Annotated in this window: 26 protein-coding genes; 17 read left to right on the forward strand and 9 right to left on the reverse strand. The window is 68.2% G+C overall.

Going from position 1 to position 25,895, the window contains the following annotated elements; genetic code table 11:
• Nucleotides 1–213: 213 nt before the first annotated feature.
• Nucleotides 214–438, forward strand: a complete 225-nt coding sequence (locus ACIO3R_RS33955; protein ID WP_402110882.1) for a hypothetical protein — start codon at nucleotides 214–216, stop codon at nucleotides 436–438.
• 250 nt (nucleotides 439–688) lie between these two features.
• Here the strand turns inward: ACIO3R_RS33955 and ACIO3R_RS33960 are convergent, their stop codons facing one another.
• Both ACIO3R_RS33960 and ACIO3R_RS33965 read right to left on the reverse strand, forming a co-directional pair.
• The gene (locus ACIO3R_RS33960) at nucleotides 689–886 is read right to left on the reverse strand and encodes a DUF397 domain-containing protein (RefSeq protein ID WP_363069715.1); all 198 of its coding nucleotides are present in this window, start codon (nucleotides 884–886) and stop codon (nucleotides 689–691) included.
• A gap of 11 nt (nucleotides 887–897) precedes the next feature.
• Nucleotides 898–1,752, reverse strand: a complete 855-nt coding sequence (locus ACIO3R_RS33965) for a helix-turn-helix domain-containing protein (protein ID WP_385036984.1) — start codon at nucleotides 1,750–1,752, stop codon at nucleotides 898–900.
• A gap of 255 nt (nucleotides 1,753–2,007) precedes the next feature.
• On the opposite strand from ACIO3R_RS33965, the gene ACIO3R_RS33970 reads away from it, so the two are divergent.
• Nucleotides 2,008–2,460, forward strand: a complete 453-nt coding sequence (locus tag ACIO3R_RS33970) for an ATP-binding protein (protein ID WP_402110884.1) — start codon at nucleotides 2,008–2,010, stop codon at nucleotides 2,458–2,460.
• A gap of 124 nt (nucleotides 2,461–2,584) precedes the next feature.
• Here ACIO3R_RS33970 and ACIO3R_RS33975 read toward each other — a convergent pair whose 3' ends face one another.
• Both ACIO3R_RS33975 and ACIO3R_RS33980 read right to left on the reverse strand, forming a co-directional pair.
• Nucleotides 2,585–3,169 (reverse strand): HD family hydrolase, encoded by a 585-nt coding sequence (locus ACIO3R_RS33975; protein WP_402110886.1) that lies wholly within the window; start codon nucleotides 3,167–3,169, stop codon nucleotides 2,585–2,587.
• 23 nt (nucleotides 3,170–3,192) lie between these two features.
• Nucleotides 3,193–4,212, reverse strand: a complete 1,020-nt coding sequence (locus tag ACIO3R_RS33980; RefSeq protein WP_402110887.1) for a helix-turn-helix domain-containing protein — start codon at nucleotides 4,210–4,212, stop codon at nucleotides 3,193–3,195.
• 931 nt (nucleotides 4,213–5,143) lie between these two features.
• On the opposite strand from ACIO3R_RS33980, the gene ACIO3R_RS33985 reads away from it, so the two are divergent.
• From ACIO3R_RS33985 to ACIO3R_RS33995, 3 genes are read left to right on the forward strand one after another with little or no spacing between them, the layout of a single operon-like run.
• Nucleotides 5,144–6,175 (forward strand): NAD-dependent epimerase/dehydratase family protein, encoded by a 1,032-nt coding sequence (locus tag ACIO3R_RS33985; RefSeq protein ID WP_385349880.1) that lies wholly within the window; start codon nucleotides 5,144–5,146, stop codon nucleotides 6,173–6,175.
• A gap of 20 nt (nucleotides 6,176–6,195) precedes the next feature.
• On the forward strand, nucleotides 6,196–7,251 hold the full coding sequence (locus ACIO3R_RS33990) for an NAD-dependent epimerase/dehydratase family protein (protein WP_385349877.1): 1,056 nt from the start codon (nucleotides 6,196–6,198) through the stop codon (nucleotides 7,249–7,251).
• Nucleotides 7,248–8,426, forward strand: coding sequence for a DegT/DnrJ/EryC1/StrS family aminotransferase (locus tag ACIO3R_RS33995; protein ID WP_385349874.1), 1,179 nt, complete (start codon nucleotides 7,248–7,250; stop codon nucleotides 8,424–8,426). Before ACIO3R_RS33990 ends, ACIO3R_RS33995 begins: the two co-directional genes overlap by 4 nt.
• Before the next feature lie 23 nt (nucleotides 8,427–8,449).
• Here the strand turns inward: ACIO3R_RS33995 and ACIO3R_RS34000 are convergent, their stop codons facing one another.
• From ACIO3R_RS34000 to ACIO3R_RS34010, 3 genes are all read right to left on the reverse strand, one after another.
• Nucleotides 8,450–9,313, reverse strand: a complete 864-nt coding sequence (locus ACIO3R_RS34000) for a glycosyltransferase family 2 protein (RefSeq protein ID WP_385349913.1) — start codon at nucleotides 9,311–9,313, stop codon at nucleotides 8,450–8,452.
• 666 nt (nucleotides 9,314–9,979) lie between these two features.
• Complete coding sequence (locus tag ACIO3R_RS34005) at nucleotides 9,980–10,180, reverse strand: DUF397 domain-containing protein (protein ID WP_311303850.1); 201 nt, start codon at nucleotides 10,178–10,180, stop codon at nucleotides 9,980–9,982.
• 10 nt (nucleotides 10,181–10,190) lie between these two features.
• Nucleotides 10,191–11,039, reverse strand: a complete 849-nt coding sequence (locus ACIO3R_RS34010; RefSeq protein ID WP_402110890.1) for a helix-turn-helix domain-containing protein — start codon at nucleotides 11,037–11,039, stop codon at nucleotides 10,191–10,193.
• Between the two features lie 261 nt (nucleotides 11,040–11,300).
• Between ACIO3R_RS34010 and ACIO3R_RS34015 the strand changes: the two genes are divergently transcribed.
• A complete protein-coding gene (locus ACIO3R_RS34015) occupies nucleotides 11,301–11,753 on the forward strand; it encodes an ATP-binding protein (RefSeq protein WP_402110891.1) in 453 nt (150 codons plus the stop codon).
• A gap of 23 nt (nucleotides 11,754–11,776) precedes the next feature.
• Here the strand turns inward: ACIO3R_RS34015 and ACIO3R_RS34020 are convergent, their stop codons facing one another.
• Nucleotides 11,777–12,982 (reverse strand): MFS transporter, encoded by a 1,206-nt coding sequence (locus ACIO3R_RS34020; protein ID WP_402110893.1) that lies wholly within the window; start codon nucleotides 12,980–12,982, stop codon nucleotides 11,777–11,779.
• 341 nt (nucleotides 12,983–13,323) lie between these two features.
• On the reverse strand, nucleotides 13,324–14,166 hold the full coding sequence (locus tag ACIO3R_RS34025) for a C40 family peptidase (protein WP_385036977.1): 843 nt from the start codon (nucleotides 14,164–14,166) through the stop codon (nucleotides 13,324–13,326).
• A gap of 800 nt (nucleotides 14,167–14,966) precedes the next feature.
• On the opposite strand from ACIO3R_RS34025, the gene ACIO3R_RS34030 reads away from it, so the two are divergent.
• The 11 genes from ACIO3R_RS34030 to nuoK are packed head-to-tail and all read left to right on the forward strand — an operon-like array spanning nucleotide 14,967 to nucleotide 25,888.
• Nucleotides 14,967–15,326, forward strand: coding sequence for an NADH-quinone oxidoreductase subunit A (locus tag ACIO3R_RS34030; protein ID WP_123460983.1), 360 nt, complete (start codon nucleotides 14,967–14,969; stop codon nucleotides 15,324–15,326).
• An 18-nt stretch (nucleotides 15,327–15,344) separates the two neighbouring features.
• Nucleotides 15,345–15,899, forward strand: a complete 555-nt coding sequence (locus ACIO3R_RS34035) for an NADH-quinone oxidoreductase subunit B family protein (protein ID WP_024491742.1) — start codon at nucleotides 15,345–15,347, stop codon at nucleotides 15,897–15,899.
• Nucleotides 15,896–16,609 (forward strand): NADH-quinone oxidoreductase subunit C, encoded by a 714-nt coding sequence (locus ACIO3R_RS34040; RefSeq protein WP_385349860.1) that lies wholly within the window; start codon nucleotides 15,896–15,898, stop codon nucleotides 16,607–16,609. The genes ACIO3R_RS34035 and ACIO3R_RS34040 overlap by 4 nt, the downstream gene beginning before the upstream one ends.
• Nucleotides 16,609–17,931: an NADH-quinone oxidoreductase subunit D gene (locus ACIO3R_RS34045; RefSeq protein WP_123524255.1), complete on the forward strand. Its 1,323-nt coding sequence runs from the start codon at nucleotides 16,609–16,611 to the stop codon at nucleotides 17,929–17,931. The genes ACIO3R_RS34040 and ACIO3R_RS34045 overlap by 1 nt, the downstream gene beginning before the upstream one ends.
• A 29-nt stretch (nucleotides 17,932–17,960) precedes the next feature.
• Nucleotides 17,961–18,776 (forward strand): NADH-quinone oxidoreductase subunit NuoE, encoded by an 816-nt coding sequence (gene nuoE, locus ACIO3R_RS34050; protein ID WP_385036990.1) that lies wholly within the window; start codon nucleotides 17,961–17,963, stop codon nucleotides 18,774–18,776.
• Nucleotides 18,776–20,140, forward strand: coding sequence for an NADH-quinone oxidoreductase subunit NuoF (nuoF, locus tag ACIO3R_RS34055; RefSeq protein ID WP_363024345.1), 1,365 nt, complete (start codon nucleotides 18,776–18,778; stop codon nucleotides 20,138–20,140). Before nuoE ends, nuoF begins: the two co-directional genes overlap by 1 nt.
• Nucleotides 20,137–22,644: an NADH-quinone oxidoreductase subunit G gene (locus ACIO3R_RS34060; protein ID WP_402110896.1), complete on the forward strand. Its 2,508-nt coding sequence runs from the start codon at nucleotides 20,137–20,139 to the stop codon at nucleotides 22,642–22,644. The genes nuoF and ACIO3R_RS34060 overlap by 4 nt, the downstream gene beginning before the upstream one ends.
• Nucleotides 22,641–24,044, forward strand: coding sequence for an NADH-quinone oxidoreductase subunit NuoH (gene nuoH, locus ACIO3R_RS34065; RefSeq protein ID WP_402110898.1), 1,404 nt, complete (start codon nucleotides 22,641–22,643; stop codon nucleotides 24,042–24,044). The genes ACIO3R_RS34060 and nuoH overlap by 4 nt, the downstream gene beginning before the upstream one ends.
• Nucleotides 24,037–24,765, forward strand: a complete 729-nt coding sequence (gene nuoI, locus ACIO3R_RS34070; protein WP_402110899.1) for an NADH-quinone oxidoreductase subunit NuoI — start codon at nucleotides 24,037–24,039, stop codon at nucleotides 24,763–24,765. The genes nuoH and nuoI overlap by 8 nt, the downstream gene beginning before the upstream one ends.
• Nucleotides 24,762–25,592 carry an NADH-quinone oxidoreductase subunit J gene (locus tag ACIO3R_RS34075; RefSeq protein ID WP_385036966.1) on the forward strand — a complete coding sequence of 277 codons (831 nt, stop codon included), beginning with the start codon at nucleotides 24,762–24,764 and terminating at the stop codon, nucleotides 25,590–25,592. The genes nuoI and ACIO3R_RS34075 overlap by 4 nt, the downstream gene beginning before the upstream one ends.
• Nucleotides 25,589–25,888: an NADH-quinone oxidoreductase subunit NuoK gene (gene nuoK, locus ACIO3R_RS34080; RefSeq protein ID WP_024493678.1), complete on the forward strand. Its 300-nt coding sequence runs from the start codon at nucleotides 25,589–25,591 to the stop codon at nucleotides 25,886–25,888. Before ACIO3R_RS34075 ends, nuoK begins: the two co-directional genes overlap by 4 nt.
• Nucleotides 25,889–25,895 lie beyond the last annotated feature (7 nt).

Consider the following 25,895-nt stretch of genomic DNA (forward strand, 5'->3'; position numbering starts at 1 on the left):
CGATCCACGGCGAAGTCCCCATGCCCGAACAACGCTGAATCTCTGACGCGGACACGGTCAACAGGACCGATCCACCTCATTGTGTTAGCCGTTGTTAGGGCCGCTGAGTTCACGACATCACTTGTCTCCGGCCCATTGCTTGCCGGAATGTCGTCACCGGGGCCGTTTGGGTCAGGACGAACGACGACGCGTGGACGGGGCCGCCCTGAGGGCGTGTTCACGAGCACGGTCTACCCGGCGCTCCTCGCAGGCGGGGCGGATCTCGCGGTGCGCTGCGCCGAGGACGCTCTGATCGGTGACGCGGATGGCTTCGCGGGGAGCGGGCAGGACGCGGAGGTCGACCGGTTCCGGGACGAAGCCGGCGGCGGGGAAGTGCCGGAGCACTTCGAACCGGAAGCCGTGTTCGACGCGGGCCTCTACGGGGGTGGGGCGGGGTGACGTGCGCATGGTCGACCGTCCGATCACAGCGTGTGGGCGCGCGGCCCGCAACTTGCCTGAGTGTGGGCAGAGTTACGGCGTCTCCTGGTGCGGTTGAGCGGTGGGCTCGACCGGGTGGCGACGTACGGTGACGGTTGCGTCACCCGGCCTTGCGGCGCAACCATGCCCCGGGGCAGGTATGTGTTCGAGACGTGCTGAAGCCCCCCGCCGCTGGGCAGGGGGCTCTCGTGGTCGATGCGGCTGAAGGTTCCTACTGGGCGAAGTGGTCGAACTCGCCGGCCTTGACTCCCTTGATGAACGCGGCGAACTTGGCCCGGCTCGTGGTGGTCACGGCGCCGGGATCGTCGCTCTCACGCATCAGGATCTGTTCTGCGTCCTGTGCCACCTCGACGCACTGCTCTCCGCCGCCGGAGAACGACGACTTCTGCCACCTGATTTCAGTGTTCATGCCGCGGATTATCACAGGTCGCGAGTGAGGTGGTGAATGAAGCTCCGCGACTCCTCGGGGTCGAGGCCGACCTGCTCCGCGTAGTCGAGCTGAAGGCGGTACCGGTGCAGATCGGCCATGGCGTCCAGTTGGACGCCTTTGAACGGGGCGTCGATGTGGACGGTGTCCAGATGTGGCGTGACCCCGCCCGCGTACAGCACGGTCTGTGTCACTTCGACGAACCTCTCGCTCGCGAAAGGGATCACGCGCACAGTTATCGACGGGCGGTCCGACGCCTCCAGGAAGCGTTCCAGTTGTGCCCGTGCGACCTTTCGGCCGCCGACCCGCATCCGGAGGGCTGCCTCATGGACGATGACGTCGAATTTTGGAGGCTTCTCGCGGTCGAGTACCGCGCCCCTGCGCATGCGGTGCTCGACCCTCGCCTCCACTTCGTCCTCGGGTAGCTTGGGCAGCACGCCTTCGAACAGTGCGCGTGCGTACTCAGGGGTCTGGAGCAGCCCCGGCAGCGTCATGGCCTGGAGGCAGCGGAGGTAGCTCGCGTGGTGTTCCAGCTCCGCGATGTTCAGGAAGCCCGGCGCCAGCACGCCACGGTACTCGTCCCACCAGAACTGGCCCCGATGCTCTCGCGATATGGCGCACAGCGCCTCGATCAACGGGGCGTCGTCGCAGGCGTAGAAACTGGCCAGGCGGCGGATTCGCTCCTCGCTGATACCGATGCGGCCCGATTCGGTGTGGCTGATCTTCGCCTGGTCGGTCGAGATGAGCGCGGCTGCCTCGCGGGCGGTCCGGCCGGCCTGCTCACGCAGCTTCCTCAGCTCGCAGCCCAAACGTGCTTGGCGCGCAGTCGGGTTGTCCCTTGGTGGCATGTCACCATCCTTCGCTCGTGTGCAGTCTCGCGTGCCGGAGCTACGACGGCCCACCCGATCGCGTGAAAAGGAAGGGGCAATCTTGCTACGTGGCTTTCTTGCTCTCTATGGTCCCACTGGTAGGTGCTCGAAGACGTTGCAGCTCGAAGTGCAGTCATCCATAGGCAAGTTGATTGCCCGCCGGATCGACCGATGCCACGAGCAAGGCCCACCGCGCACCACCCCGGAGACCCGCACCCGTAGGGAGACCGCGCCATGACCCCCGTAACCGTTCCGCCCCCGCCCGCCCCGTACCTCCCGCAGCGCGGTGAGCGTTACCGGCTCGTCGCGCCCAACACCCCCACCGCACCCCGCGTCGCGCGGGACTTCGTGGGCGCGCTGCTGCGGACCACCGAGCACCCGGGGCTGGTCGACGATGCCCGGTTGTGCGTGAGCGAGGTGGTGTCCAACGCGCACTGCCACACGCGGTCGGCGCGCATCCGGGTCGATGTCACGGTGAACCGCCGTCAGGTCATGGTCTACGTGACCGACGACGAACCGGGCCGGCCGCCGAGGCCGGGCGTCGCGCCGCACGCTGAGAGCGGGCGCGGGCTCTTCATCGTGGAGAGCCTGACCGATCGGTGGGGGACCACGACGCGCGGCGGGCGGGTACGGACCGCGAAGACCGTCTGGTTCGTCCTCGCCGAGAACGCCCGAGAACATTTGTGAACAGAGGAACGCGGACCGATCCGTCAACGGCCCTGCGGAGACGCCCCTGGCCCTGGTACTTCAGCTGCCAGGCGAAACACGCAGGTCAGACCGTAAAATCCTGCTGGAGTGCTAGTGGGCGTGGCTATCGGAGGTAGGTGCGCTGCCACTCGGCGAGGGACATCTTCTGCGCAGCATCGGCGAGCGCGAGAGCCGAGGGGGTCTTGAGCTTGGCCCTGGTCGAGTCAACCCATTCCTGCGCTGCCGGGTAACCCTGCTGAAGGTATTCCAGCCCCTGAATCATGCACTCCAGCTTGTCGGCGTCATGGGCTACGAGGACTTCAAGCGAATCGCTGTTCTCGTACTCGTCGACGATCGCCTTGATCCCGCTTGCCACCGAGGGGTGCGCATCGGAAACCTGATCGGCTGTGACGTCCTCGTTCCTGGCCACTTTGATGTACCGGCGGCCGATCCACGGGATGTCGCCGATGCGGGTCTCCTGCGTGTCGTGGAAGGTACAGAGGAGGGCGACCTTGGCAGGGTCGGCGCCTTCCATCATGGCCAGGACGGACCCGACGACCGCAGTGCGCCAGGAGTGCTCGGCGATTGTCTCCGGGTCCTTGACGCCGGCAATCCACCAGCCGCTGCGCTTGCCGCGCTTCAGAGCGCCCATCTCCAGCAGGTAACCAGTTGTTCCGGTGTCGTGGTTGGTGCTGCTGGCGTCTGTCATGGCGTCCCCTCCAGTGGAGTTGATCAGGTGTGCAGAGTCAGACCGTAATGCACGGATTCCATCTCGCGCCTGGTCTGAGGGGAGATTCCGGCGCCGTCCAGAAGGACCGTGACCTGGTTGGTGAGGAGGCGGTTCAGGTGCGGGTCGGCCAAGAGGAGGCCGCGGCGTGAGGAGAGCAGGGCCCACACGGTGTGGGCGTTGAGATCGATGCAGCCCAGGTCGGGGGCGAGGCGATCAGCCAGCTTCCGAAGGAGCGCGAGCCCGTCCCATGTGGTGTCGGACCGGTCAATCATGAAGGTGTCGTCAGACCGGGGGAGTTGGTCGATGCCGAGCCAGTAAGCCCAGTAGTTGAGGTTGGCGAACTCGCCGGTTTCGTCGCCCATGCCGTTACGGATGAAGGCGTACAACGGCTCACGATCGCCGTGGCGGGTCAGCGATGCAGCGACCGAGCGGCTGTCTGCCCAATGAGGCGTCCAACCGGAGCGAATGCCTGGGGCGTGGCGGCGCATGTTGGCGAGCCAAGACCGCGTGTCCGGAGCTTTGTCGTACGAGCAGAGGTAGAGGGCCTGGCGACGCAGCAGGGCGCCGCTCTCCCCTGCGTGGTCTGCCAGCTCGGCTGCACGCCGCATGTGGTCGTAGAAGGCCTGTTGATCGCTGGGATCGAGGAGTGGTGAGGAACGAGCCGGTCCACGCCGACCCTTCGGGGCGGAGGCGGGGAGCGCAGCCGGCGAGGTGCCGTTCAGTGCCCAAGCCAGCATGTGTGCGGTATCACGGGTGAACACCCAGTTCGTTAAAGGGTGTTGGGAGAGCGTGACTGATGGCGGCCCGGACAAGGCGTGAGCAATCACGGCGTCCGCATCCACCGCCTCATCCAGGAGCGTCAGCATCATGGAGGGCGCCCCGAGGCGCAGCAGGGTGCGGGAGATGGCGCGGAGGTTCCCTGCTTGGGTCGAGGTGAGAGGGCGGCGCCCCGACTCCCAGCCCTGGACCGTCGTCTTGTCCACACCAAGGGCTTCAGCCAGTTCGTCCTGAGTGCGGGGCACGTGCTCGCGTATCACCTTGAAGAGGTGGCCCGTGACCGCACCTTCACGTGGCCGTCGTGCAGGGCTGCTCCCAGTCAGTGTTGCGTGGGCTGCCCTTCTGCTGCCTGCGGCCATGGCGCCTCCCCTTGGCGGTTGGGCCTGCTCTTACTCGTACCCGCAGTCAGTCCTCTCCCAACGCCCGTCTGCGTAGCGTGAGGGCATGGCTTATGGGCCTTCTGAGAGGGCCCGAGCGTACTGCGGCAGCGGCTATCGCGACCAGCATCCGTAGACGCGGCAAATGCCGTCACGTTGAACGACTCTTGGGCAAAGGTGGCTTGGGCCTGGTGGCCGGACCGCCGGTGAGGGGTACCAGTGAACCTGCTCTCGATAAAGGCCGGGCGAACCGACGTGCGTCCTGTCGCCCGCCCGAGGCCGAGGAGAAGCGCCGCGAGATTGACGCCGGGTCGGTGTGAGTCCCTGATCTTGCCTTTGATGCGGCCGCGGGCATGAGCAGTCTCGCGGAGCGCGGGCGATTGGCGGGCATCGGTACACCGGATGTGCCGCACGGGCCAGTGGTCGCGGATGTTCGACTCCAGCGGTATGCGTCCGACATGGTGCGGGCCTCCGGAACCTCGGCGACCAGCGACCGAGGATGTGGAGCCGGAGCTGTCCGGCTGCCTGTGGCAGACACCTGATATGGCCGGCAGCACCATGCAGTCGTACCAGCTCCGCCGATTCCTCGGTTTGTGGAGGGCATGGCATGGCGGCAGAACGTCCGTCATGCCCAGCGGGCGGCCCGCTCTGTCCCCACTGCTCCGGACGCATCGTGACTCCGCCCGATCTGCCGGACCAGACCCTCGCAGTTGCCCGAATCCGGGCTCCCGCGGCGTCGTGAAGCAAACCGATAACGGAAACCCATCCGAATGCATCAGCATCCTGAAAGGCCACAATCATGAGCGATTCGCGCTTACGGGAGCTCGAAGGCGCCCGCGTACTTGTGACAGGGGGCGGCGGTCTTGTCGGCAGCCGCATCGTTGCGCTGCTGAACGCGAACGGAGCCCACGCGAGTGTTCTGGACCGGTTCGATGCCTACCCGCACTCGGTCCGCGGGCTGTTTGACGTGGATGTGAACGCAGCCAGAGTGGTCTTTGGCGACGTCCGCGAAGCGGCAACCGTCCGGTCACTGGTTCAGCGAGCCGATTACGTGATCCACGCAGCCGCCTACGCGGATGTCGCGGCATGCACCCGTCAGCCGGAGGTCGCATTCGCAGCGAACCTTCAGGGGACACAGACCGTATTGGAGGAGACTCTCGGGTCGCCAGTGAAGCGGCTGGTGTTCGTGTCCTCGGCTTCTGTCTACGGCAACGGTGGCGGCGACGGTGTGCAGGAGTTCACCGAGAGTCAGCCGCTGGTGCCGATCTCCGTCTACGCCAACACCAAGCTGTGGGGCGAACACCAGGTGCGGCTGATGCTTGGGGGCTCTCAATCGCAGCAGTACTCGGTGGTGCGGTACTTCTCCGTCTATGGCGACCCTCAGGTGCCGAAGCCCGGATCGCATTCGTGGATGGTCCCCTGGCTCTCGATGGCGGCCCAGCTCGGAATGCCCATGCGTCTCAACGGTGGCGGCCGGCAGGTACGCGACATGGTGCACGTCGATGACATCGCCCGCGCGACGGTGCTGGCGCTCATCGCGGACGGTGCTTCGGGTCAGACGATCAACGTCGGTAGCGGACGGGCGACGTCGGTCCGCGAGATCGCTGAGGTGATCGGCCGCCACTACCCGGACGTCGAACTCGTCAACGCACCCCTGCCGGAAGGCGACCCGCTCGGCGGCTATGCGGACACACGCAGGTCCCGGGAGCTCCTTGGCTGGAAGCCGACCGTCACGCTTGAGGTGGGCATCGACCGCTACGTCCAGTGGCTCAAGTCCAACCCGGACGTTGTGCCCGACTGGATGGTTCCCGCACCCGCCCCCACCGTCTGACCCAGTCGAAGGAGAGAACCATGCGCGTTGTCCTGCTGGGCGGAGCCGGATACATCGGCTCTGTCGCTGCCGACTACCTCGTACGCCAGGGCCACGACGTCACCGTGGTCGACGGCTTGATCTACAACCGCGACGACGACCCCACCAAACTCCTCCCCCTGGCAGTGAGGTTCGTTCAGGGCGACCTGCGTGACCCCGTCGTTCTCGGGGACGTCTCGGCCGGGGCGGACGTGGTCGTGCACCTCGGCGGACTCGTGGGTGAGCCTGCCTGCGCCGTCGACGAGCGGCTCGCGGTCGAACTCAACTATGCGGCCCCGATGCTGGCCGGGGACGCCGCTGTGAAGGCCGGCGTTGGGCGGTTCGTCTTCATCTCTTCGTGCAGCGTCTACGGCCGTCACGAGGGAACCGTGGACGAGGACACTACGACGAACCCGCTGGGGATCTACGCCCGGACCAAGGTCCTGGCGGAGAGGCGGTTGCCCGCGGTCCTGGGAGATATCCCCACCACCATCCTGCGGCTGGCTACGGTCCATGGGCGGTCGCCGCGTCAGCGCCTGGATTCGGTTGTCAACCGGATGACCTCGCGTGCCGTGGCCGACGGGCGCATTCCTCTCAACGGTGGCGGCCAGCGCCGTCCTCTCGTGCATGTCAACGACGTCGTACACGTCCTGACGGAGTCCCTGACCATGCCCGGCGACCACGTCTGGAACGTCGGCAGCGATCAGGAGAACCACACCATCGGCGACATCGCCGCAACCGTCGAGGCCGTTGTTCCGCTGGCCGTGATTGATTACGGCCCGGAGCTCGACGAGACCGACGCCCGCGACTACCGGGTGTCCTTCGCGCGGCTGCGGGAAGCGATGCCCGACTCCTGCTCCACCACGCTGAAGCAGGGTGTGGAGGAGATCGCCACGGCCGTCGCCACTGGCATGGTCAAGGATCCGCAGGATCCGCAGTACGACAACCACGCCGGGCTGCGCTTCGCCATGGCCGGCAGCCGGGTAGCCGTACTCGGCTCGCCGGACTGTGAACGTCTTCACAACGAGTACGTGACTGCCTTCGGAGACGGACGATGAACGCCGGCTCCGACGCCTTTCTCCCATGGAACAGGCCGTCCATCGGAGATGAGGAGATCGCCGAGGTCACCGACACTCTCCGTTCGGGATGGCTGACCCACGGGCCCAAGGCCATTCAGTTCGAGTGCGAAGTACGTGAGGCACTGGGCCAGGAAGACAGCTTCGCCGTGTCCTCCTGCACCGCCGCTCTGCACCTCGGATTGCTTGCTGCGGGCATTGGCCCAGAGGACCAGGTGATTACCCCCAGCCTGACGTTCTGTGCCGCCCCCAACGCGATCGTGCAAACCGGAGCCGATCCGGTGTTCGTCGACGTCGACCCCGACACGTACAACCTCGACCTGGCTGCGACTCAGGCCGCGATTACCAACGACACCAAGGCGATCGTGGTGATGCACTACGGAGGACACCCCTGCGACCTGCTCGCCTTCCGGAAGCTGGCCGACGAACACGGTCTGGTCCTCATCGAGGACGCCGCCCACGCGCTCCAGGCAAGCCGCGGCGGTCATCGGGCCGGCAGCGTCGGCGACCTCACGACCCTGTCGTTCTACGCGAACAAGGTCATCACCAGCGGAGAGGGAGGAATGCTCCTGGGGCGTCGGCGTCTCGTCGAACGAGCCCGGCTGCTAGGGCGCCACGGCATCGACTCATCGGTGTGGCAGCGTCACAGGCGCCGGAGCACTGCCGACTACGAAGTCACGGTCCCGGGCTTGAAGTACGTCATGTCCGATATCACGGCAGCCGTCGGGCTCCAGCAGTTCCGGAAACTTCCCGTCTTCACGGCCCGCCGCCGAGAGATCGCCGAGATGTACACCAGTGAGCTCGCGGGCCTGCCCGGCCTGGTCCTGCCCACTGTCCTCGACGGGGTTGAGCACGGGTGGTTCCTCTACTCCGTACTGATCGCCCCGGACGCCTGCGGCATGACCCGCGACATTGTGGCCGAACAGCTGCTCACGAACCACATGATCGGAACGAGCTGCCACTTCAAGCCGGTGCACGCCCTCGCGGCCTACGACCGTCACCAGCCGAGCAGCCATCTGCGTGGCGGTCAGAAGACGCACCGTCTCCAGGTCACCGACCGTGTTGCAGGTCAGCAGCTCTCGCTGCCCTGCTACCCGGCGATGACTGACGACGACGGCATGAGGGTCGTGGGTGCGTTGCACACTGTCCTGAGCTGATCTGTTCCGGGTCGTCCATCTGGTCAGATGACCGGTGGACGGCCCAGCCGTGTCATCCGCCAGACCGTCCTCCAGCGCATAGGCCGCCTGGGTGGGCATGGCGTCCGTACGCCTTCGAAGAACCCGCCCCACCATGCTCGAAGTCCGGACAGTGGCGGGCGGCGCACCATCGTGAGCAGTGCCCAGACCCCCAGATAGACAGGGACCAGGACAGCGGGAAGATGCCGACGGGCCAGCCACACCCGGTTGCGTGCCACGTTTCGGTAGTAGGCCGCATGCCGGGCCGGGGATGTACGGGGGTGCCGGAGGACCATGTCGGCCCGGTATTCGATGTCCCAGCCGGCATCCAGCGCGCGCCATGCGAAATCGGTCTCCTCGTGCGCGTAGAAGAACGGGGCCGGGAAATCACCCACCTCGTTGATCACGCTCATCCGGATCGCGTGGCCGCCGCCGAGGAAGGTGGTTACCCTCCCCGAACGCATGGGGTCCGACGCGCGCAGACGCGGGACGTGGCGCCGCTGCGTCAGCCCCTCCTCGTCCTCGATACGGAAACCCGCTACGCCGAGGTCGGGTGACGCGGCGAAGGCCTCACGGATGAGCTGCATCGTGTCCTGGCGCGGCAGGAAACCGTCATCGTCCAGGACCACCACCACATCGATGTCGCCACGATCCCGCAGGCGCTGCACACCGACATTGCGACCCCCCGGGATACCCAGATTCTCCGCCAGCTCGACGGCGTCCACCCAGGCCGGCATCGGCGGCAAGGGGGCACCCTGCCCGATCACAACGGTGGGTACCGGCCCCCCGTCCTGTTTCTCTACCGACTCCAGGAGCGCTGCCACCTCGGCCGGGCGATCACCCATGGTGAGAATCACATTGCCAAGCATGGGCGCAGAAGAAACGGGAGGCGTCTTGGGCATGATGCCGAGCTTAACGGTGCGGCAAGTGGTGAATGTGAACCGCTTCCCGATCCTTCCTCCACGGGACAACCCCATACAGGTCCTGCGCAAACGTCGAAGAGCCGCGGCTCCCGAGCGGGGGAGCGACGGCTCTTCGATGTGTGCCGCGTCCTCGTGGGCCTGCGTCTCCAGGTCCAGGGCGACCTGCTGGGTGGCCTCGGCGGACGCCGCGACGGTGGTGGAGAGGCCTGCCGTGATGGTGGGCATCTCGATGGTCTGGGTCACCGGCTCTGACTGGGCCGGAGCGGCAGTGCCTGCGACCGCGATGGTGCTGAAGCCGCACCGGCAAACCGGAGCACCTCGAACCGGAAGCCGCGTTCGACGCGGGCCTCTACGGAGGTGGTGCGGGGTGACGTACGCATGGTCCCGTCCGATCACAGCGTGGGATACGCGGCCCGCAACTGGCGCTCATGCGCGCAGAGTTACGGCGTTTCCTGGCGCGGTTGAGCGGTGCGCCCAGCCGGGGCGGCGACGTACGGTGACCGTAGCGTCACCGATGTGAGCGGCGCGGCAGTGGGACGTTCCAAAGTTGTGCCGAGTCGCGCGAAACGCCCTCCACCTGGCATTCAGGCGGAGGGCGCTCGGCCGAGTCGGTCAGATCAGGTGGTCGAACTCGCCGGCCTTGACGCCCAGGACGAAGGCGCGGAGCTTGGCGACGCTCGTCGTGACGACCAGGTCGGGGTCATCGCTCTCGCGCATCTTGATCGCGCCGTCCACGGGCGCCAGTTCGATGCAGCTCTGATTGTCGTCCGGTCCCGAGAAAGAGGATTTCTGCCAGTTGATTGCCTCTGTCATGCCCGTTGGCTCACATTTCCTTTGCGACGCGTTGGATGAATTGGTCCGATTCCTTCGGCCCGAGGGCGATCGACTCGACGGAATCAAGCAGTGCGCGGTACTTGGCGACTTGGGCCTCGGCGTCCAGGAAGCCCGAGTTGAACGAGCTGTCGATCTGGACTGTGTCGAGTGCCGGAATAGTTGCTCCGGCGTACAGCATCGAGTGCACCGAACTGGTGATCTGCGCGGAGAACGGAATGATGCGGACGGTCACGGACGGCCAAGTGGAAACCGTGCGCAGAAACTCCAGTTGCTCGCGCATCGTGTCGGCGTCGCAGTACCGCATGCGAAGTGCGGCCTCGTGGATGAAGGCCTCGAACGGGGTGGGCTGAGGGCGGTCGAAGATATCCCGGCGCCTGGTGCGGTGCTCGACGCGAGTATTCAGTTCCGAGGCCGGGAGGTCGGTGAGGCCGCCTCGAATGAGCGCTCTCGCATATGCCTCCGTCTGAAACGCGCCGGGTACATAGAGCATCTGAATGGTGCGGATGTATATGGCGTGATGCTCCAGCTCGGCCAGGTCCAGGAATCCGGGTGAGAGTATTCCCCGGTAGTCCTCCCACCAGCCCTTGGTGCGCTCCTCGGCCATACTCGCGAGTGCGTCCACCAGGTGTTTCGTACCGGCCGAGTAATGGGCGGCCAAGCGACGGACGCGCTGGTCGCTCACGCCGTAGCGACCGGATTCGATGTGGCTGATCTGCGCGCGCTCGCCGCCCAGGAACGCGGCGGCCTCGCTCCCGGACATTCCGGCGCGCTCGCGCAGCTTGCGAAGCTCCGCGCCCAATCGCTTCTGCCTGGCGGTCGGGTAGCTCCTTGGTGGCATCGGCCCTCCCCTTCGTGCGGGTACGAGTGTGCCGCGCCACTGTGCTGCTGGTCCACTCGTATGAGTGTTACAGCCGTCCCACTGTTGCGCCGTCCCAATGTTGCACCCTAGTGTCCGGGTGTATCGACCGGAATCGGCTCGGTGCTCCGAAGTGCAGCCACCCGTAAGCGAGTTGCCCTCGCGCGGGACCGGCCGACGCCACGGCGCAGCGGAACGGTCCGGCGACGTACCGGAGACCCGCACCCGTAGGGAGACCGCGCCATGACCCCCGTAACCGTTCCGCCCCCGCCCGCCCCGTACCTCCCGCAGCGCGGTGAGCGCTACCGGCTCGTCGCGCCCAACACCCCCACCGCACCCCGCGTCGCGCGGGACTTCGTGGGCGCGCTGCTGCGGACCACCGAGCACCCGGGGCTGGTCGACGATGCCCGGTTGTGCGTGAGCGAGGTGGTGTCCAACGCGCACTGCCACACGCGGTCGGCGCGCATCCAGGTCGATGTCACGGTGAACCGCCGTCAGGTCATGGTCTACGTGACCGACGACGAACCGGGCCGCCTGCCGAGGCCGGGCGTCGCGCCGCACGCTGAGAGCGGGCGCGGGCTCTTCATCGTGGAGAGCCTGACCGATCGGTGGGGAACCACGACGCGCGGCGGGCGGGTACGGACCGCGAAGACCGTCTGGTTCGTCCTCGCCGAACGCGCCCCTGACCGCTTGTGAACCGGGGAACCGCCCGCGCGTCCTCAACGGCCCGGCGGACGAAGCTCCGCAGTCCGGGCGCCCGCCACGAGCACCACCAGACCCGCCGTCACCGCCCCGCACCACATGACCGCGTCGAGCGAGGTGTGGTCGACGACCGCGCCGCCGGTCAGCGCGCCGGCGGCCAGTGTTGCCTGGAAGGACGCGGTGAACAGGACCGTGGCGGCCTCGGGTGTTCGCGGGGCGGCGCGGGCGAACCAGGTCTGGGAGCAGACCGGGACCGCGCCGTAGCCGAGTCCCCAGACGATGAGCAGCGCGAGCGCGCCCGCGTCGCCCCGGCCGAGGACGGGCAGCAGCGCGGTCGCGGCGGCGATCGTCCCGGCGGCGGCTCCGAACGCGAGGCGCGGGGCGCGTGTGACCAGGGCGCCGCCGATGAAGTTGCCCGCCACCCCGGCGGCGCCGTAGATCAGCAGGTATCCGGTGATTTGCCCCGGATCGGCCCGCGTGACCTGCCGCAGGAAGGGGGTGACGTAGGTGTACGCGGCGAAGTGGGCCAGTACGACGAGGAACGTCATCAGCAGGGCGTACCGGGTGCCCGTGCCGCGCAGCAGGGCGCGGAGGACCGAGGGGCGGGTGACCTCGGCCGGGGGCAGGGCGGGCAGGGTCAGGAGGAGCAGGGCCAGTACGGCGGTGCTCAGCAGCCCCATCGCCGCGAACGTGGTGCGCCAGCCCGCCAGATCACCGACGAGCGTGCCGGCGGGGACGCCGAGGACGGAGCCGAGGGGTACGGCCGAGAAGATCACCGCCGTCGCCCGTCCCGTCGATGCCGGGCGGACCAGCCGGCCGGCCAGTCCGGCGCCGATCGACCAGAAGCCGCCGATGGTGATGCCGACCAGCACCCGGGCGACCAGCACCACCCAGAAGGCCGCCGCGGTGGCGGTGAGGAAGTTGGCCACCGCGAGCAGCAGGACGAGGGCGCAGAGCATCAGCCTGCGGTCGACGCGGGCCGTCGCGACGGTCACGGTCGGGGCGGCGACGGCGGCGAGGAGCCCCGGCATGGTCATCATCAGGCCCGCTGTGCCGTCGGAGACGCCGAACTCGGCCCCGATCGGCGTCAGCAGACCGATGGGCAGGATTTCGGTGGTGACGATGGCGAAGAGAGCGAGCGTCAGGGAGAACACGGCCCACCAGCCGCGTAAGCGTGTGTGGGGTGAGGCGCTGGTGGTGCCGGTGGTGACGGTCGTGGGCATGGCGGGGCCGTCCTGTGTTCGCCGGGGCGGGGCTGTTCGCTCCAGTTCACAAGCGCACGCGGCCGGTGTCCGGCAGGTTCGCGACGTCAACGTCTTCTGCCGTGGATGACGTCGGGTTTCCGCCGGAAACGTCCGCCGCGAACGCCGATGGCGAACGCGACCGGCGACCTCGGCTGGAAACGCCGAAGAGCCGCGGCTCCCGAGCGGGGGAGCGACGGCTCTTCGAGGTGCGCCGAGGCGCTTGTGAATCCGTGAACTCAGAGGATGCCACTCAGAGAGCGCGACCCGGAGGACGCGACTCAGAGGATGCCACTCAGAGAGCGCGACCCGGAGGACGCGACTCAGAGGATGCGGACCGCACCCGTCGGCATGTCGTAGTCCAGCGGGCGCTGCACCACACCGGTGGAGGAGTTCTGCGCGCCGACGAACTGGCCGCCGCCCACGTAGACCCCGACGTGGTACGCGCTGCCCGCGCTGCCCCAGTACAGGATGTCGCCCGGCTGGAGGTTGCCGAGCCCGACCTGGGTGCCCGCGGTCGACTGGCTCTGCGAGACGCGCGGCAGGTCGACGCCCACCGTGCGGAACGCGGCCTGGACGAGACCGGAGCAGTCCCACGAGTTGGGTCCGGTGCCGCCGGGCACGTACGCGTCCCCGACCTGCATCTGCACGAACGACACGACGGAGGCCGCGGAGCCCGTGGCGGAGGAGGATACCGGCGCCGAGGCGGTCGAAGCCGAGGAAGTGGAACCGGACGAGGAGGAGCCCGAGGGGGCGCTGAGCGTCGTGCGCTCGGCGGTGCGGGAAGCGCGCTCGGCGGCCTCCGCCTTGGCCTTGGCGGCTGCCTCGGCCTTCTTCTTGGCCTCGGCCTTGCGGACGGCCTCCGCCTTGGCCTTCTTGGCGGCCTTGGCGGCGGTCGTGGCCGCCGCGTCCTCCTGGGCCTGCGTCTCCAGGTCCAGGGCGACCTGCTGGGTGGCCTCGGCGGACGCCGCGACGGTGGTGGAGAGGCCGGCCGTGATGGTGGGCATCTCGATGGTCTGGGTCACCGGCTCGGCCTGGGCCGGAGCGGCAGCGCCTGCGACCGCGATGGTGCTGAGGACGCCACCGGCAACTCCGGCCCGCAGCGCCGATTTCGAGGCGCTTTGGCGGGGCTTCCGGTGGCTGGGTATGAGAGCGGTGTGGGACATGGGTACTAGCGCTATCAGGGCCTCAGGGGTCCCATCAAGAAACGTGTGTTGCGACACAGTTACGTCCGGAATCTGTGAATCCGCTTTCTGGTGGCCTTTATTGACGCCGTAACGGGCAAATCGGACGGACGTGATCACGGCTGTGATCACGGGTTTTCGGCAATACGCCCGAATTGCCCGTCACTTACCATCCGTTCACACCGTTGGCCAAGCCCGCTTGTGTGGCGAGGGTGGTCGAGTGACGCAGGTCACAGCATGGTCTCGGCGTGACGGGCATACGAGCACCTCGCGCGAGAGGTGTGGAGTGAGTGCGGAACTGGCGGTGCGCGATGGGTTATTCGTCCGTAAGGACGGAGATGCCGCGATGCATCCATTTCGTCCCTCGCGGATTCGGTCCCGACGGCCGCGGGCGGCCGTGGGGCGGCCGCCGGGACCCCAGAGTGGGGCAGATCCCTATATCACCGCATCGCGTCCATCGCCAATTTGGCTGTAGCCACCATCGCTTGATAGGGCGACACCTCTTTGACCAGGGGTAACGGCACCGGATGTCACGTCTCGTGATCACTCGGCCGCTTCGTGTACGAAGATCACCGCTCATCCGACTTCATGATCGTTCGTCAGGTGGTGGAGATCACAAAGACGTTGTCGTACCCCGTGTCGCAGATCACAGGACGTCGGGCATAGGATGCGGGGCAGTCGGGCTTGTGAACTGCCTCACATGTGCACGATCTTGGTGAGGTGGCGAGCCAGATTGCCCGATGCGGTCCAACGGTCAAGGACGACTGGAAGGAGCGAGGAGCGTGAATGCCTACGCGCCCATCCTCGTGCTCGGCGCCCTCGGGGCAGGGTTTGCGATCTTCTCCGTGGTCAGTGCCACGCTTATCGGCCCCAAGCGGTACAACCGGGCAAAGCTCGAAGCGTACGAGTGCGGTATCGAACCCACCCCCACCCCAGCCGGAGGCGGCCGCTTCCCGATCAAGTACTACCTGACGGCGATGCTCTTCATCGTCTTCGACATCGAGATCGTCTTCCTCTATCCCTGGGCGGTCACCTTCGACGCCCTGGGGATTTTCGGGCTCGTCGAGATGCTGCTCTTCGTGCTCACCGTCTTCGTCGCCTATGCGTATGTATGGCGTCGCGGCGGCCTGGAATGGGACTGAGGGGCTGAGGGGCACACCATGGGACTCGAAGAGAAGCTGCCCAGCGGCTTCGTGCTGACCACTGTCGAGCAGGCCGCCGGCTGGGTACGGAAGTCATCCGTATTCCCCGCCACCTTCGGCCTCGCCTGCTGCGCCATCGAGATGATGACGACCGGGGCCGGTCGCTACGACCTGGCCCGGTTCGGGATGGAGGTCTTCCGCGGATCGCCGCGGCAGGCGGACCTGATGATCGTGGCGGGGCGGGTCAGCCAGAAGATGGCGCCCGTTCTGCGGCAGGTCTACGACCAGATGCCGAACCCCAAGTGGGTCATCTCCATGGGGGTTTGCGCGTCATCGGGCGGGATGTTCAATAATTACGCCATTGTTCAGGGTGTTGATCATATTGTCCCGGTTGACATCTATTTGCCGGGTTGCCCGCCGCGTCCCGAGATGCTGATCGACGCGATCCTCAAGCTCCACCAGAAGATCCAGGGCTCCAAGCTCGGGGTCAACGCGGAGGAGGCCGCCCGCGAGGCGGAGGAAGCGGCGCTCAACGCACTGCCCCTGATCGAGATGAAGGGGCTCCTGCGATGAGCGACCAGGAGCAGAACACCAACGGCGTCCCCTCACCGCGCGACGAGCACGGCGAGGTCATCGGCGTGCGCAAGGGCATGTTCGGCGCCAACAACGGCGGCGACACCTCCGGCTACGGCGGGCTCGTCCGCACGGTCGCCCTGCCGGGCGCCACCTCGCGCCCGTACGGCGGCTGGTTCGACGAGGTCGCCGACGAGCTCGAAGGGGCCCTGGAGGAACAGGATCTCCTCCCGGCCAACGCCATCGAGAAGACCGTCGTGGACCGCGGCGAGCTGACCTTCCACATCGCCCGGGAGCACCTGCCCACCGTCGCCAGGACCCTGCGCGACGACCCGGCACTGCGCTTCGAGCTCTGTACGGGGGTGAGCGGCGTCCACTTCCTCGGTGACAAGGGACGCGAGCTGCACGCCGTCTACCACCTGCGCTCCCTCACCCACGGCCGGCTCATCCGGCTGGAGGTGTCCGCGCCGGACAGCGATCCGCACATCCCGTCCCTCGTCGCGGTCTACCCGACCAACGACTGGCACGAGCGCGAGACCTACGACTTCTTCGGGCTCGTCTTCGACGGGCACCCGGCCCTCACCCGGATCATGATGCCGGACGACTGGCAGGGCTTCCCGCAGCGCAAGGACTACCCGCTCGGCGGCATCGCCGTCGAGTACAAGGGCGCCCAGATCCCGGCTCCGGACCAGCGGAGGTCGTACTCCTGATGACCACTCCCCACGCGACACCCCGCGCGACGACCGAGGGGACTGTATATACAGTCACCGGCGGCGACTGGGACGAGGTCGTCCAGTCGGCGGCCGCCTCCGACGACGAGCGCATCATCGTCAACATGGGCCCCCAGCACCCGTCCACCCACGGTGTGCTCCGGCTGATCCTGGAGATCGACGGCGAGACCGTCACCGAGGCCCGCTGCGGCATCGGCTACCTCCACACCGGCATCGAGAAGAACCTCGAATTCCGGAACTGGACGCAGGGCACCACCTTCGTCACGCGCATGGACTACCTGACGCCGTTCTTCAACGAGACGGCGTACTGCCTGGGGGTGGAGAAGCTCCTCGGCATCGAGGACCAGATCCCCGACCGGGCCACCGTCCTGCGCGTGCTGCTGATGGAGCTCAACCGGATCTCCTCGCACCTGGTGTGCATCGCCACCGGCGGCATGGAGCTCGGCGCCACGACGATCATGATCTACGGCTTCCGCGATCGTGAACTCGTTCTCGACCTCTTCGAGCTGATCACCGGCCTGCGGATGAACCACGCGTTCGTCCGGCCCGGCGGACTCGCCCAGGACCTGCCCCCGGGCGCGGTCGACCACCTGCGCGAGTTCGTGAAGACCATGAAGAAGAACCTGCCGGAGTACGACAAGCTCGCCACCGGCAACCCCATCTTCAAGGCCCGTATGCAGGACGTCGGCTACCTCGACCTGACCGGCTGCATGGCGCTCGGCGCCACCGGCCCCGTCCTGCGCTCCGCCGGACTCCCGCACGACCTGCGCAAGACCGACCCCTACTGCGGGTACGAGGACTACGAGTTCGACGTCCCCACGGCGGACAGCTGCGATTCCTACGGCCGCTTCCTCATCCGTCTGGAAGAGATGCGCCAGTCGCTGCGGATCGTCGAGCAGTGCATCGACCGGCTCGCCCCCGGCCCGGTCATGGTCGCCGACAAGAAGATCGCCTGGCCCGCGCAGCTCGCGCTCGGACCGGACGGACTCGGCAATTCGCTCGACCACATCAGGAAGATCATGGGCACCTCCATGGAGGCCCTGATCCACCACTTCAAGCTGGTGACCGAGGGCTTCCGGGTCCCGGCCGGGCAGGCGTACACCGCGGTCGAGTCGCCCAAGGGTGAACTCGGCGTGCACGTCGTCTCCGACGGCGGCACCCGCCCCTACCGGGTCCACTTCCGCGACCCGTCCTTCACCAACCTCCAGGCCATGGCGGCGATGTGCGAGGGCGGCCAAGTGGCCGACGTCATCGTCGCCGTCGCGTCCATCGACCCCGTGATGGGAGGCGTCGACCGGTGACCGAAGCACGCAGCGAAGTCAGTCTGGGGATGCCGCAGCTCCCCGCCCCCGCCTACCCGGCCGAGGTGCGCGCCAGGCTCGAAGCGGACGCGAAGGAGGTGATCGCCCGCTACCCCGGCAGCCGCTCCGCGCTGCTGCCGCTGCTGCACCTCGTGCAGTCGGAGGAGGGGTACGTCTCCCGTACGGGCATGGCGTTCTGCGCCGAGCTGCTCGGTCTCACCACCGCCGAGGTCACCGCGGTCGCCACCTTCTACACGATGTACCGGCGCAGGCCGAGCGGCGACTACCAGGTCGGCGTCTGCACCAACACGCTCTGCGCGGTCATGGGCGGCGACGCGATCTTCGACCGGCTCAAGGACCACCTCGGCGTCGGCAACGACGAGACGACCGAGGACGGCAAGGTCACCCTCGAACACATCGAGTGCAACGCGGCCTGCGACTTCGCACCCGTCGTGATGGTGAACTGGGAGTTCTTCGACAACCAGACGCCCGAGAGCGCGACGCGACTCGTCGACGACCTGATCGCCGGCCGCACCGTCGAGCCGACCCGCGGCGCCCCGCTGTGCTCGTACAAGGAGACCGCCCGGATACTGGCCGGATTCCCCGACGAGCGCCCCGGTGCGGTCGAGGCGACCGGCGGAGCCGGCCCCGCGTCGCTGATCGGCCTCAAGCTCGCCAAGGGCGAGGCCACACCGCGGCCCCGCGTGGTGAGCCCGCGCGGCGAAGCCCCGCGCGACGAACCGCAGAAGGGCGCCGAGCACCTCAGCTCCCATGACGCACCACAGCAGACCTCGGCATCCGACCCGGAACACCCGGCCGGTCCCGCCGCCGAGGAGGGGGAGTGATGACGTTGGCCGCCGAAATCGACGAGAACGGGACCAGTCCCGAGAAGCTTCTGGCACCGGTCCTGTCCGCTTTCTGGGACGAGCCCGAATCCTGGACCCTGGAGACCTACCGCCGCCACGAGGGGTACGAGGGACTGCGCAAGGCGCTGGCCATGTCGCCGGACGACCTCATCGCGTACGTCAAGGACTCCGGTCTGCGCGGCCGCGGCGGCGCGGGCTTCCCCACCGGGATGAAGTGGCAGTTCATCCCGCAGGGCGACGGCAAACCGCACTACCTGGTGGTCAACGCCGACGAGTCGGAGCCCGGGACCTGCAAGGACATCCCGCTCCTCTTCGCCAACCCGCACAGCCTCATCGAAGGCATCGTGATCGCCTGCTACGCGATCCGCTCCTCGCACGCCTTCATCTACCTGCGCGGCGAAGTCGTCCCCGTACTGCGGCGGTTGCACGAGGCCGTGCGCGAGGCGTACGAGGCGGGCTATCTCGGCAAGGACATCCTGGGCTCCGGACTCGATCTGGAACTCACCGTGCACGCGGGCGCCGGCGCGTACATCTGCGGTGAGGAGACCGCGCTGCTCGACTCGCTCGAAGGACGGCGCGGCCAGCCCCGGCTGCGGCCGCCCTTCCCCGCGGTCGCCGGTCTGTACGCCTGCCCCACCGTGGTGAACAACGTCGAGTCCATCGCCTCGGTTCCCGCGATCCTGAACAAGGGCAAGGACTGGTTCAAGTCCATGGGCAGCGAGAAGTCCCCGGGCTTCACGCTCTACTCGCTCAGCGGACACGTCTCGGGCCCCGGCCAGTACGAGGCCCCGCTCGGCGTCACGCTGCGCCAGCTCCTCGACATCAGCGGCGGGATGCGCCGCGGCCACCGGCTCAAGTTCTGGACCCCGGGCGGCTCCTCCACCCCGATGTTCACCGAGGAGCACCTCGACGTGCCCCTCGACTACGAGGGCGTCGGCGCCGCCGGTTCCATGCTCGGCACCAAGGCGCTCCAGTGCTTCGACGAGACGACCTGCGTCGTGCGGGCCGTCACCCGGTGGACCGAGTTCTACGCCCACGAGTCCTGCGGCAAGTGCACGCCGTGCCGTGAGGGCACCTACTGGCTCGTCCAGCTGCTCCGCGACATCGAGGCCGGCAAGGGACAGATGTCGGACCTCGACAAGCTGAACGACATCGCCGACAACATCAACGGCAAGTCGTTCTGCGCCCTCGGCGACGGCGCCGCCTCACCGATCTTCTCCTCGCTCAAGTACTTCCGCGAGGAGTACGAGCAGCACATCACGGGCAAGGGCTGCCCCTTCGATCCCGCCAAGTCGACCGTCTGGGCCGACGACGAGAACGCTCACCGGGGGGTGAACGCATGACAGTCACCACGAGTGCGCCCTCCGGGGGCGGCGAGGCGGCGCTCCCGCCCGAGGACCTCGTCACGCTGACCATCGACGGCATCGAGATCAGCGTGCCCAAGGGCACCCTGGTCATCCGGGCCGCCGAACTCCTCGGCATCGAGATCCCGCGCTTCTGCGACCACCCGCTCCTCGACCCGGCCGGCGCCTGCCGCCAGTGCATCGTCGAGGTCGAGGGCCAGCGCAAGCCGATGGCGTCCTGCACCATCACCTGCACCGACGGCATGGTCGTCAAGTCGCAGATCACCTCGCCCGTCGCCGACAAGGCGCAGCGCGGAGTGATGGAGCTGCTGCTCATCAACCACCCGCTGGACTGCCCGGTCTGCGACAAGGGCGGCGAGTGCCCGCTGCAGAACCAGGCGATGTCGCACGGCGACGCGACCTCCCGCTTCGACGGGAAGAAGCGGACGTACGAGAAGCCCGTCCCGATCTCCACCCAGGTGCTGCTGGACCGTGAGCGGTGCGTGCTCTGCGCCCGCTGCACCCGGTTCTCCAACCAGGTGGCGGGCGACCCGATGATCGAGCTGATCGAGCGCGGGGCGCTCCAGCAGGTCGGCACCGGCGAGGGCGACCCGTTCGAGTCGTACTTCTCCGGCAACACCATCCAGATCTGCCCGGTCGGGGCGCTGACCTCGGCGGCGTACCGGTTCCGTTCCCGCCCCTTCGACCTGGTGTCGTCGCCCTCGGTGTGCGAGCACTGCGCGGGCGGCTGCGCCACCCGCACCGACCACCGGCGCGGCAAGGTCATGCGGCGGCTCGCCTCCAACGACCCCGAGGTCAACGAGGAGTGGCTCTGCGACAAGGGCCGCTTCGGCTTCCGCTACGCGCAGCAGCGCGACCGGCTCACCACTCCGCTGGTACGGGGCGAGTCCGGCGAGCTGGAACCGGCGAGCTGGCCCGAGGCACTGGCGGCGGCCGCCGCCGGACTCTCCGCCGCGCGCGGCCGGGCCGGAGTCCTCACGGGCGGCCGGCTGACCGTCGAGGACGCCTACGCGTACAGCAAGTTCGCCCGGATCGCCCTGGACACCAACGACATCGACTTCCGGGCCCGGGTGCACAGCAGCGAGGAGGGCGACTTCCTGGCCGCCCGCGTCGCCGGGCGCGGACGCGACCTGGACGGCGTGGGGGTCACGTACACCTCGCTGGAGAAGGCGCCGGCCGTGCTGCTGGTCGGCTTCGAGTCAGAGGAGGAGGCGCCCGGCGTCTTCCTGCGGCTGCGCAAGGCCCACCGCAACCACGGACAGCGGACCTTCGCGGTCGCCTCGCACGCCACCCGCGGGCTCACGAAGGCGGGCGGCACGCTGCTGCCCGCCGCCCCCGGGACCGAGACGGAGTGGCTGGACGCGATCGCCGGCGGTGTCGGCCTGGACGGCGACGGCGCGGCCGCCGCCGAGGCGCTGCGCGGTGCGGGCGCCCTGATCGTGGTGGGGGAGCGGCTGGCCGGAGTGCCGGGCGGTCCGACCGCCGCGGTACGGGCCGCCACCGCCACCGGCGCCACCCTGGTGTGGATTCCCCGGCGGGCCGGCGAGCGCGGTGCGGTGGAGGCGGGCGCACTCCCGTCGCTGCTGCCCGGCGGCCGCCCGTCCACCGACCCGCGGGCCCGGGACGAGGTGGCGGCCGTCTGGGGCGTCGCCGAACTCCCGTCCCGGTTCGGCCGCGACACCGGCCAGATCATCGAGGCCGCGGCCACCGGCGAACTGGGCGCACTGCTCGTCGCCGGCGTCGAGACCGCGGACCTGCCCGATCCGGACCGGGCCCTGGAGGCACTGGACCGGGTCGGCTTCCTGGTCTCGCTGGAGCTCCGCCCCAGTGAGGTCACCGACCGCGCCGACGTGGTGTTCCCGGTGGCCGCGGTCGCCGAGAAGTCCGGCACCTTCCTCAACTGGGAGGGCAGGGCGCGGATGTTCGAGGCCGCGCTGAAGCCGGAGCAGATGACCCGGACCCTCGCGCCGGGCGACGCCCGGGTGCTGCACATGCTCGCCGACGCGCTCGACGTCCACTTCGCGCTGCCGGACCTGAAGTCGGTGCGCCGCGAGCTGGACCGCCTCGGCGGCTGGCAGGGCACGCACGCGGACGACCCGCGCGAGCCCTCCCGGCCGCTGCCCCGGCCCGGCGACGGCGAGGCGGTCCTCGCGGGCCACCGGCTGCTGCTCGACCTGGGCCGGCTCCAGGAGGGCGATACGGCGCTGGCCGGGACCCGGCACGCCGCGGTCGCCCGGCTCTCCGCCGTCACCGCCGCCGAGACCGGCGTCAAGGACGGCGATCTGCTGGCCGTCAGCGGCCCGGCGGGCAGTGTCGAACTCCCGCTCCAGGTCACCGACATGCCGGACCGGGTGGTCTGGGTGCCGCTGAACTCCGTCGGACGGGGTGTGCCGGCCGGTACCGGCGCCCGGCCCGGCGGTCTGGTGCGGATCGGTCCCGCCGCACCGGGTACTCCCGACGTCACACCGGAGGTGCGAGCGTGACTGCCTTCGCTCAACTGGCCGCGGCCCCGCACGGCGCGGTGCTCGCCGCCGAGGACCTGTCGATGTTCGGCACCGACCCCTGGTGGCTGGTCGTCGTCAAGGCGGTCTTCTGCTTCGCGTTCCTGATGGTGACCGTGCTCTTCTCCATCGTGTGGGAGCGCAAGGTCGTCGCCTGGATGCAGCTGCGCATCGGTCCCAACCGGCACGGCCCCTGGGGCATGCTCCAGTCGCTCGCCGACGGCATCAAGCTGATGCTGAAGGAGGACCTGGTCGTCAAGCGGGCGGACAAGGTCGTCTACATCCTCGCCCCGATCGTCGCCGCCGTACCGGCGTTCATGGCGATCGCGGTGATCCCGTTCGGCCCGTCCGGCAACGAGGTCTCGATCTTCGGGCACCGTACGGCGATGCAGCTCACCGACCTCCCGATCGCGATGCTCTACATCCTCGCGGTCGCCTCGGTCGGTATCTACGGCATCGTGCTGGCGGGCTGGTCCTCCGGATCGACGTACCCGCTGCTCGGCGGTCTCCGCTCGTGCGCGCAGATGATCAGCTACGAGATCGCGATGGGCGCCGCGTTCGCCTCGGTGTTCCTCTACTCCGGGTCGATGTCGACCTCGAAGATCGTGGAGGCGCAGCAGGACCGCTGGTTCATCCTGCTGCTGCCGGTCTCGTTCATCATCTACATCATCACGATGGTCGGTGAGACCAACCGCGCCCCGTTCGACATGCCGGAGTCCGAGGGCGACCTGGTCGGCGGCTTCAACACCGAGTACTCGTCGATCAAGTTCGCGATGTTCATGCTCGCCGAGTACGTCAACATGGTCACCGTCTCCGCGGTCTCCATCACCCTGTTCCTGGGCGGCTGGCGGGCCCCGTGGCCGATCAGCACCTTCTGGGAGGGCGCGAACCACGGCTGGTGGCCGATGCTCTGGTTCGTCCTCAAGGTCCAGCTGCTGCTGTTCTTCTTCATCTGGCTGCGCGGCACGCTGCCCCGGGTCCGCTACGACCAGCTGATGAAGCTGGGGTGGAAGGTCCTGATCCCGGTCTCCGTGGTCTGGCTGATGCTGGTCGCCACGGTGCGGGCGCTGCGCAACGAGGGCTACGACTACTCGAAGATCCTGCTCTACGTGGCCGGGGCCGTGATCGCGGTCCTGCTGATCTCCTTCGTCGTGGACATGTTCCGCGACAAGAAGGGCCGAGCCGCGGAGGCCGAGGCGGAGCCGGAGCCGGCGTTCGACCCGATGGCGGGCGGATTCCCGGTGCCACCGCTGCCCGGACAGACCCTGCCGCCGGTGCCGCGGCGCGCGCCGCGACGTGAGCGGGAGCTCGTTGTCAGTGGTGGCGCGGATACTCAGAGTGACGGAAATCCGAGTGACGGAAAGGAGGCCGACCATGTCTGAACTGCCTGAGTCGCGGGGGTCCGAGAGGCCCCCGAAGGCCACCGGGCCGACGGGGTCGAGCGTGGCTTCCGGGGGTTCGGGGGCCGGCGGGTCCGCCCAGTCCCCGCAGTCCTCGGACGACAAGTTCCAGAATCCGGTGGCCGGCTTCGGCGTGACCTTCAAGGCCATGTTCAAGAAGCGGCTGACCGAGCAGTATCCGGAGACGCCGAAGGTGACGGCGCCGCGCTTCCACGGCCGGCACCAGCTCAACCGCCATCCGGACGGCCTGGAGAAGTGCATCGGCTGCGAGCTGTGCGCCTGGGCCTGTCCGGCGGACGCGATCTACGTCGAGGGCGCGGACAACACCGAAGAGGAGCGCTACTCCCCGGGGGAGCGCTACGGCCGCGTCTACCAGATCAACTACGCGCGCTGCATCCTCTGCGGACTGTGCATCGAGGCCTGCCCGACCAGGGCGCTGACGATGACCAATGAGTTCGAGCTCGCCAACACCACCCGCGAGAGCCTCATCTACACCAAGGACGAGCTGCTCGCGGGCCTGGAGGAAGGCATGGTCGACAGCCCGCACGCGATCTTCCCCGGCACGGACGAACAGGACTACTACCGGGGCCTGGTGACCGAGGTCGCCCCCGGTACGCAGCGCCAGGTCGCCGTCTCCAAGGGCGAGAAGCCGTCCGACGGCGACAGCGCGAGCAACGGCTCGACGCAGGAGGTGGACGCATGACCGGCCTGGCCGCCGCGGCCTCCCAGACCTCGACCGGCGAGGCCGTCCAGTTCTGGCTGCTCGGCACCGTCGCCGTGATCGGCGCGCTGTCCACCGTCCTGATGAGGAGGGCCGTGCACAGTGCGCTGAGCCTCGCCGGGACCATGATCATCCTGGCGGTCTTCTACCTCGCCAACGGTGCCTACTTCCTGGGCATCGTCCAGGTCGTCGTCTACACCGGCGCCATCATGATGCTGTTCCTCTTCGTGGTCATGCTCGTCGGTGTCACGGCGGCGGACTCGCTGAAGGAGACCCTCAAGGGCCAGCGCTGGCTGGCCGTCGCCTGCGGTCTCGGCTTCGGTGTCCTCCTGATCGCCGGCATCGGCAACGCCTCACTGAACAGCTTCAACGGGCTCGGCGCCGCCAACGCCGAGCACGGCGGGAACGTGGAGGGGCTCGCCAGCCTCATCTTCACCAAGTACGTCTTCGCCTTCGAGATCACCGGCGCCCTGCTGATCACGGCGACCGTCGGCGCGATGGTGCTCACCCACCGCGAGCGCACCGAACGGGCCAAGACCCAGCGGGAGATGTCCGAGGAGCGCGTCCGCAGCAGCCATCTGCCGCCGCTGCCCGCCCCCGGCGTCTACGCCCGGCACAACGCCGTGGACATCGCCGGACTGCTCCCCGACGGCACACCGTCCGAACTCACCGTGATGCAGACGCTGCGCAAGCGCGGACAGATGCGCGATGTCTCCCACGAGTCGCTGGCCGAGCTCAAGGCCCTTGAGCAGCGCTCCGGCGAACGGCTCGGCCGGGACAACACCGAAGAAGAGGAGGTCGCCAAGTGAATCCGGTCAACTACCTCTATCTCGCCGCACTGTTGTTCACCATCGGCGCGTCCGGGGTGCTGATCAGGCGGAACGCGATCGTGGTGTTCATGTGCGTGGAGCTGATGCTCAACGCCTGCAACCTCGCGTTCGTCACCTTCTCCCGGATGCACGGCAACCTCGACGGCCAGATCATCGCGTTCTTCACGATGGTCGTCGCCGCCGCGGAGGTCGTCGTCGGGCTCGCGATCATCGTGTCGCTGTTCCGTTCCCGCCACTCGGCCTCGGTCGACGACGCCAGCCTGATGAAGCTGTAAGGGGAGC

The sequence above is a fragment of the Streptomyces sp. NPDC087428 genome, from assembly GCF_044744085.1.
Taxonomy (GTDB): Bacteria; Actinomycetota; Actinomycetes; order Streptomycetales; family Streptomycetaceae; genus Streptomyces.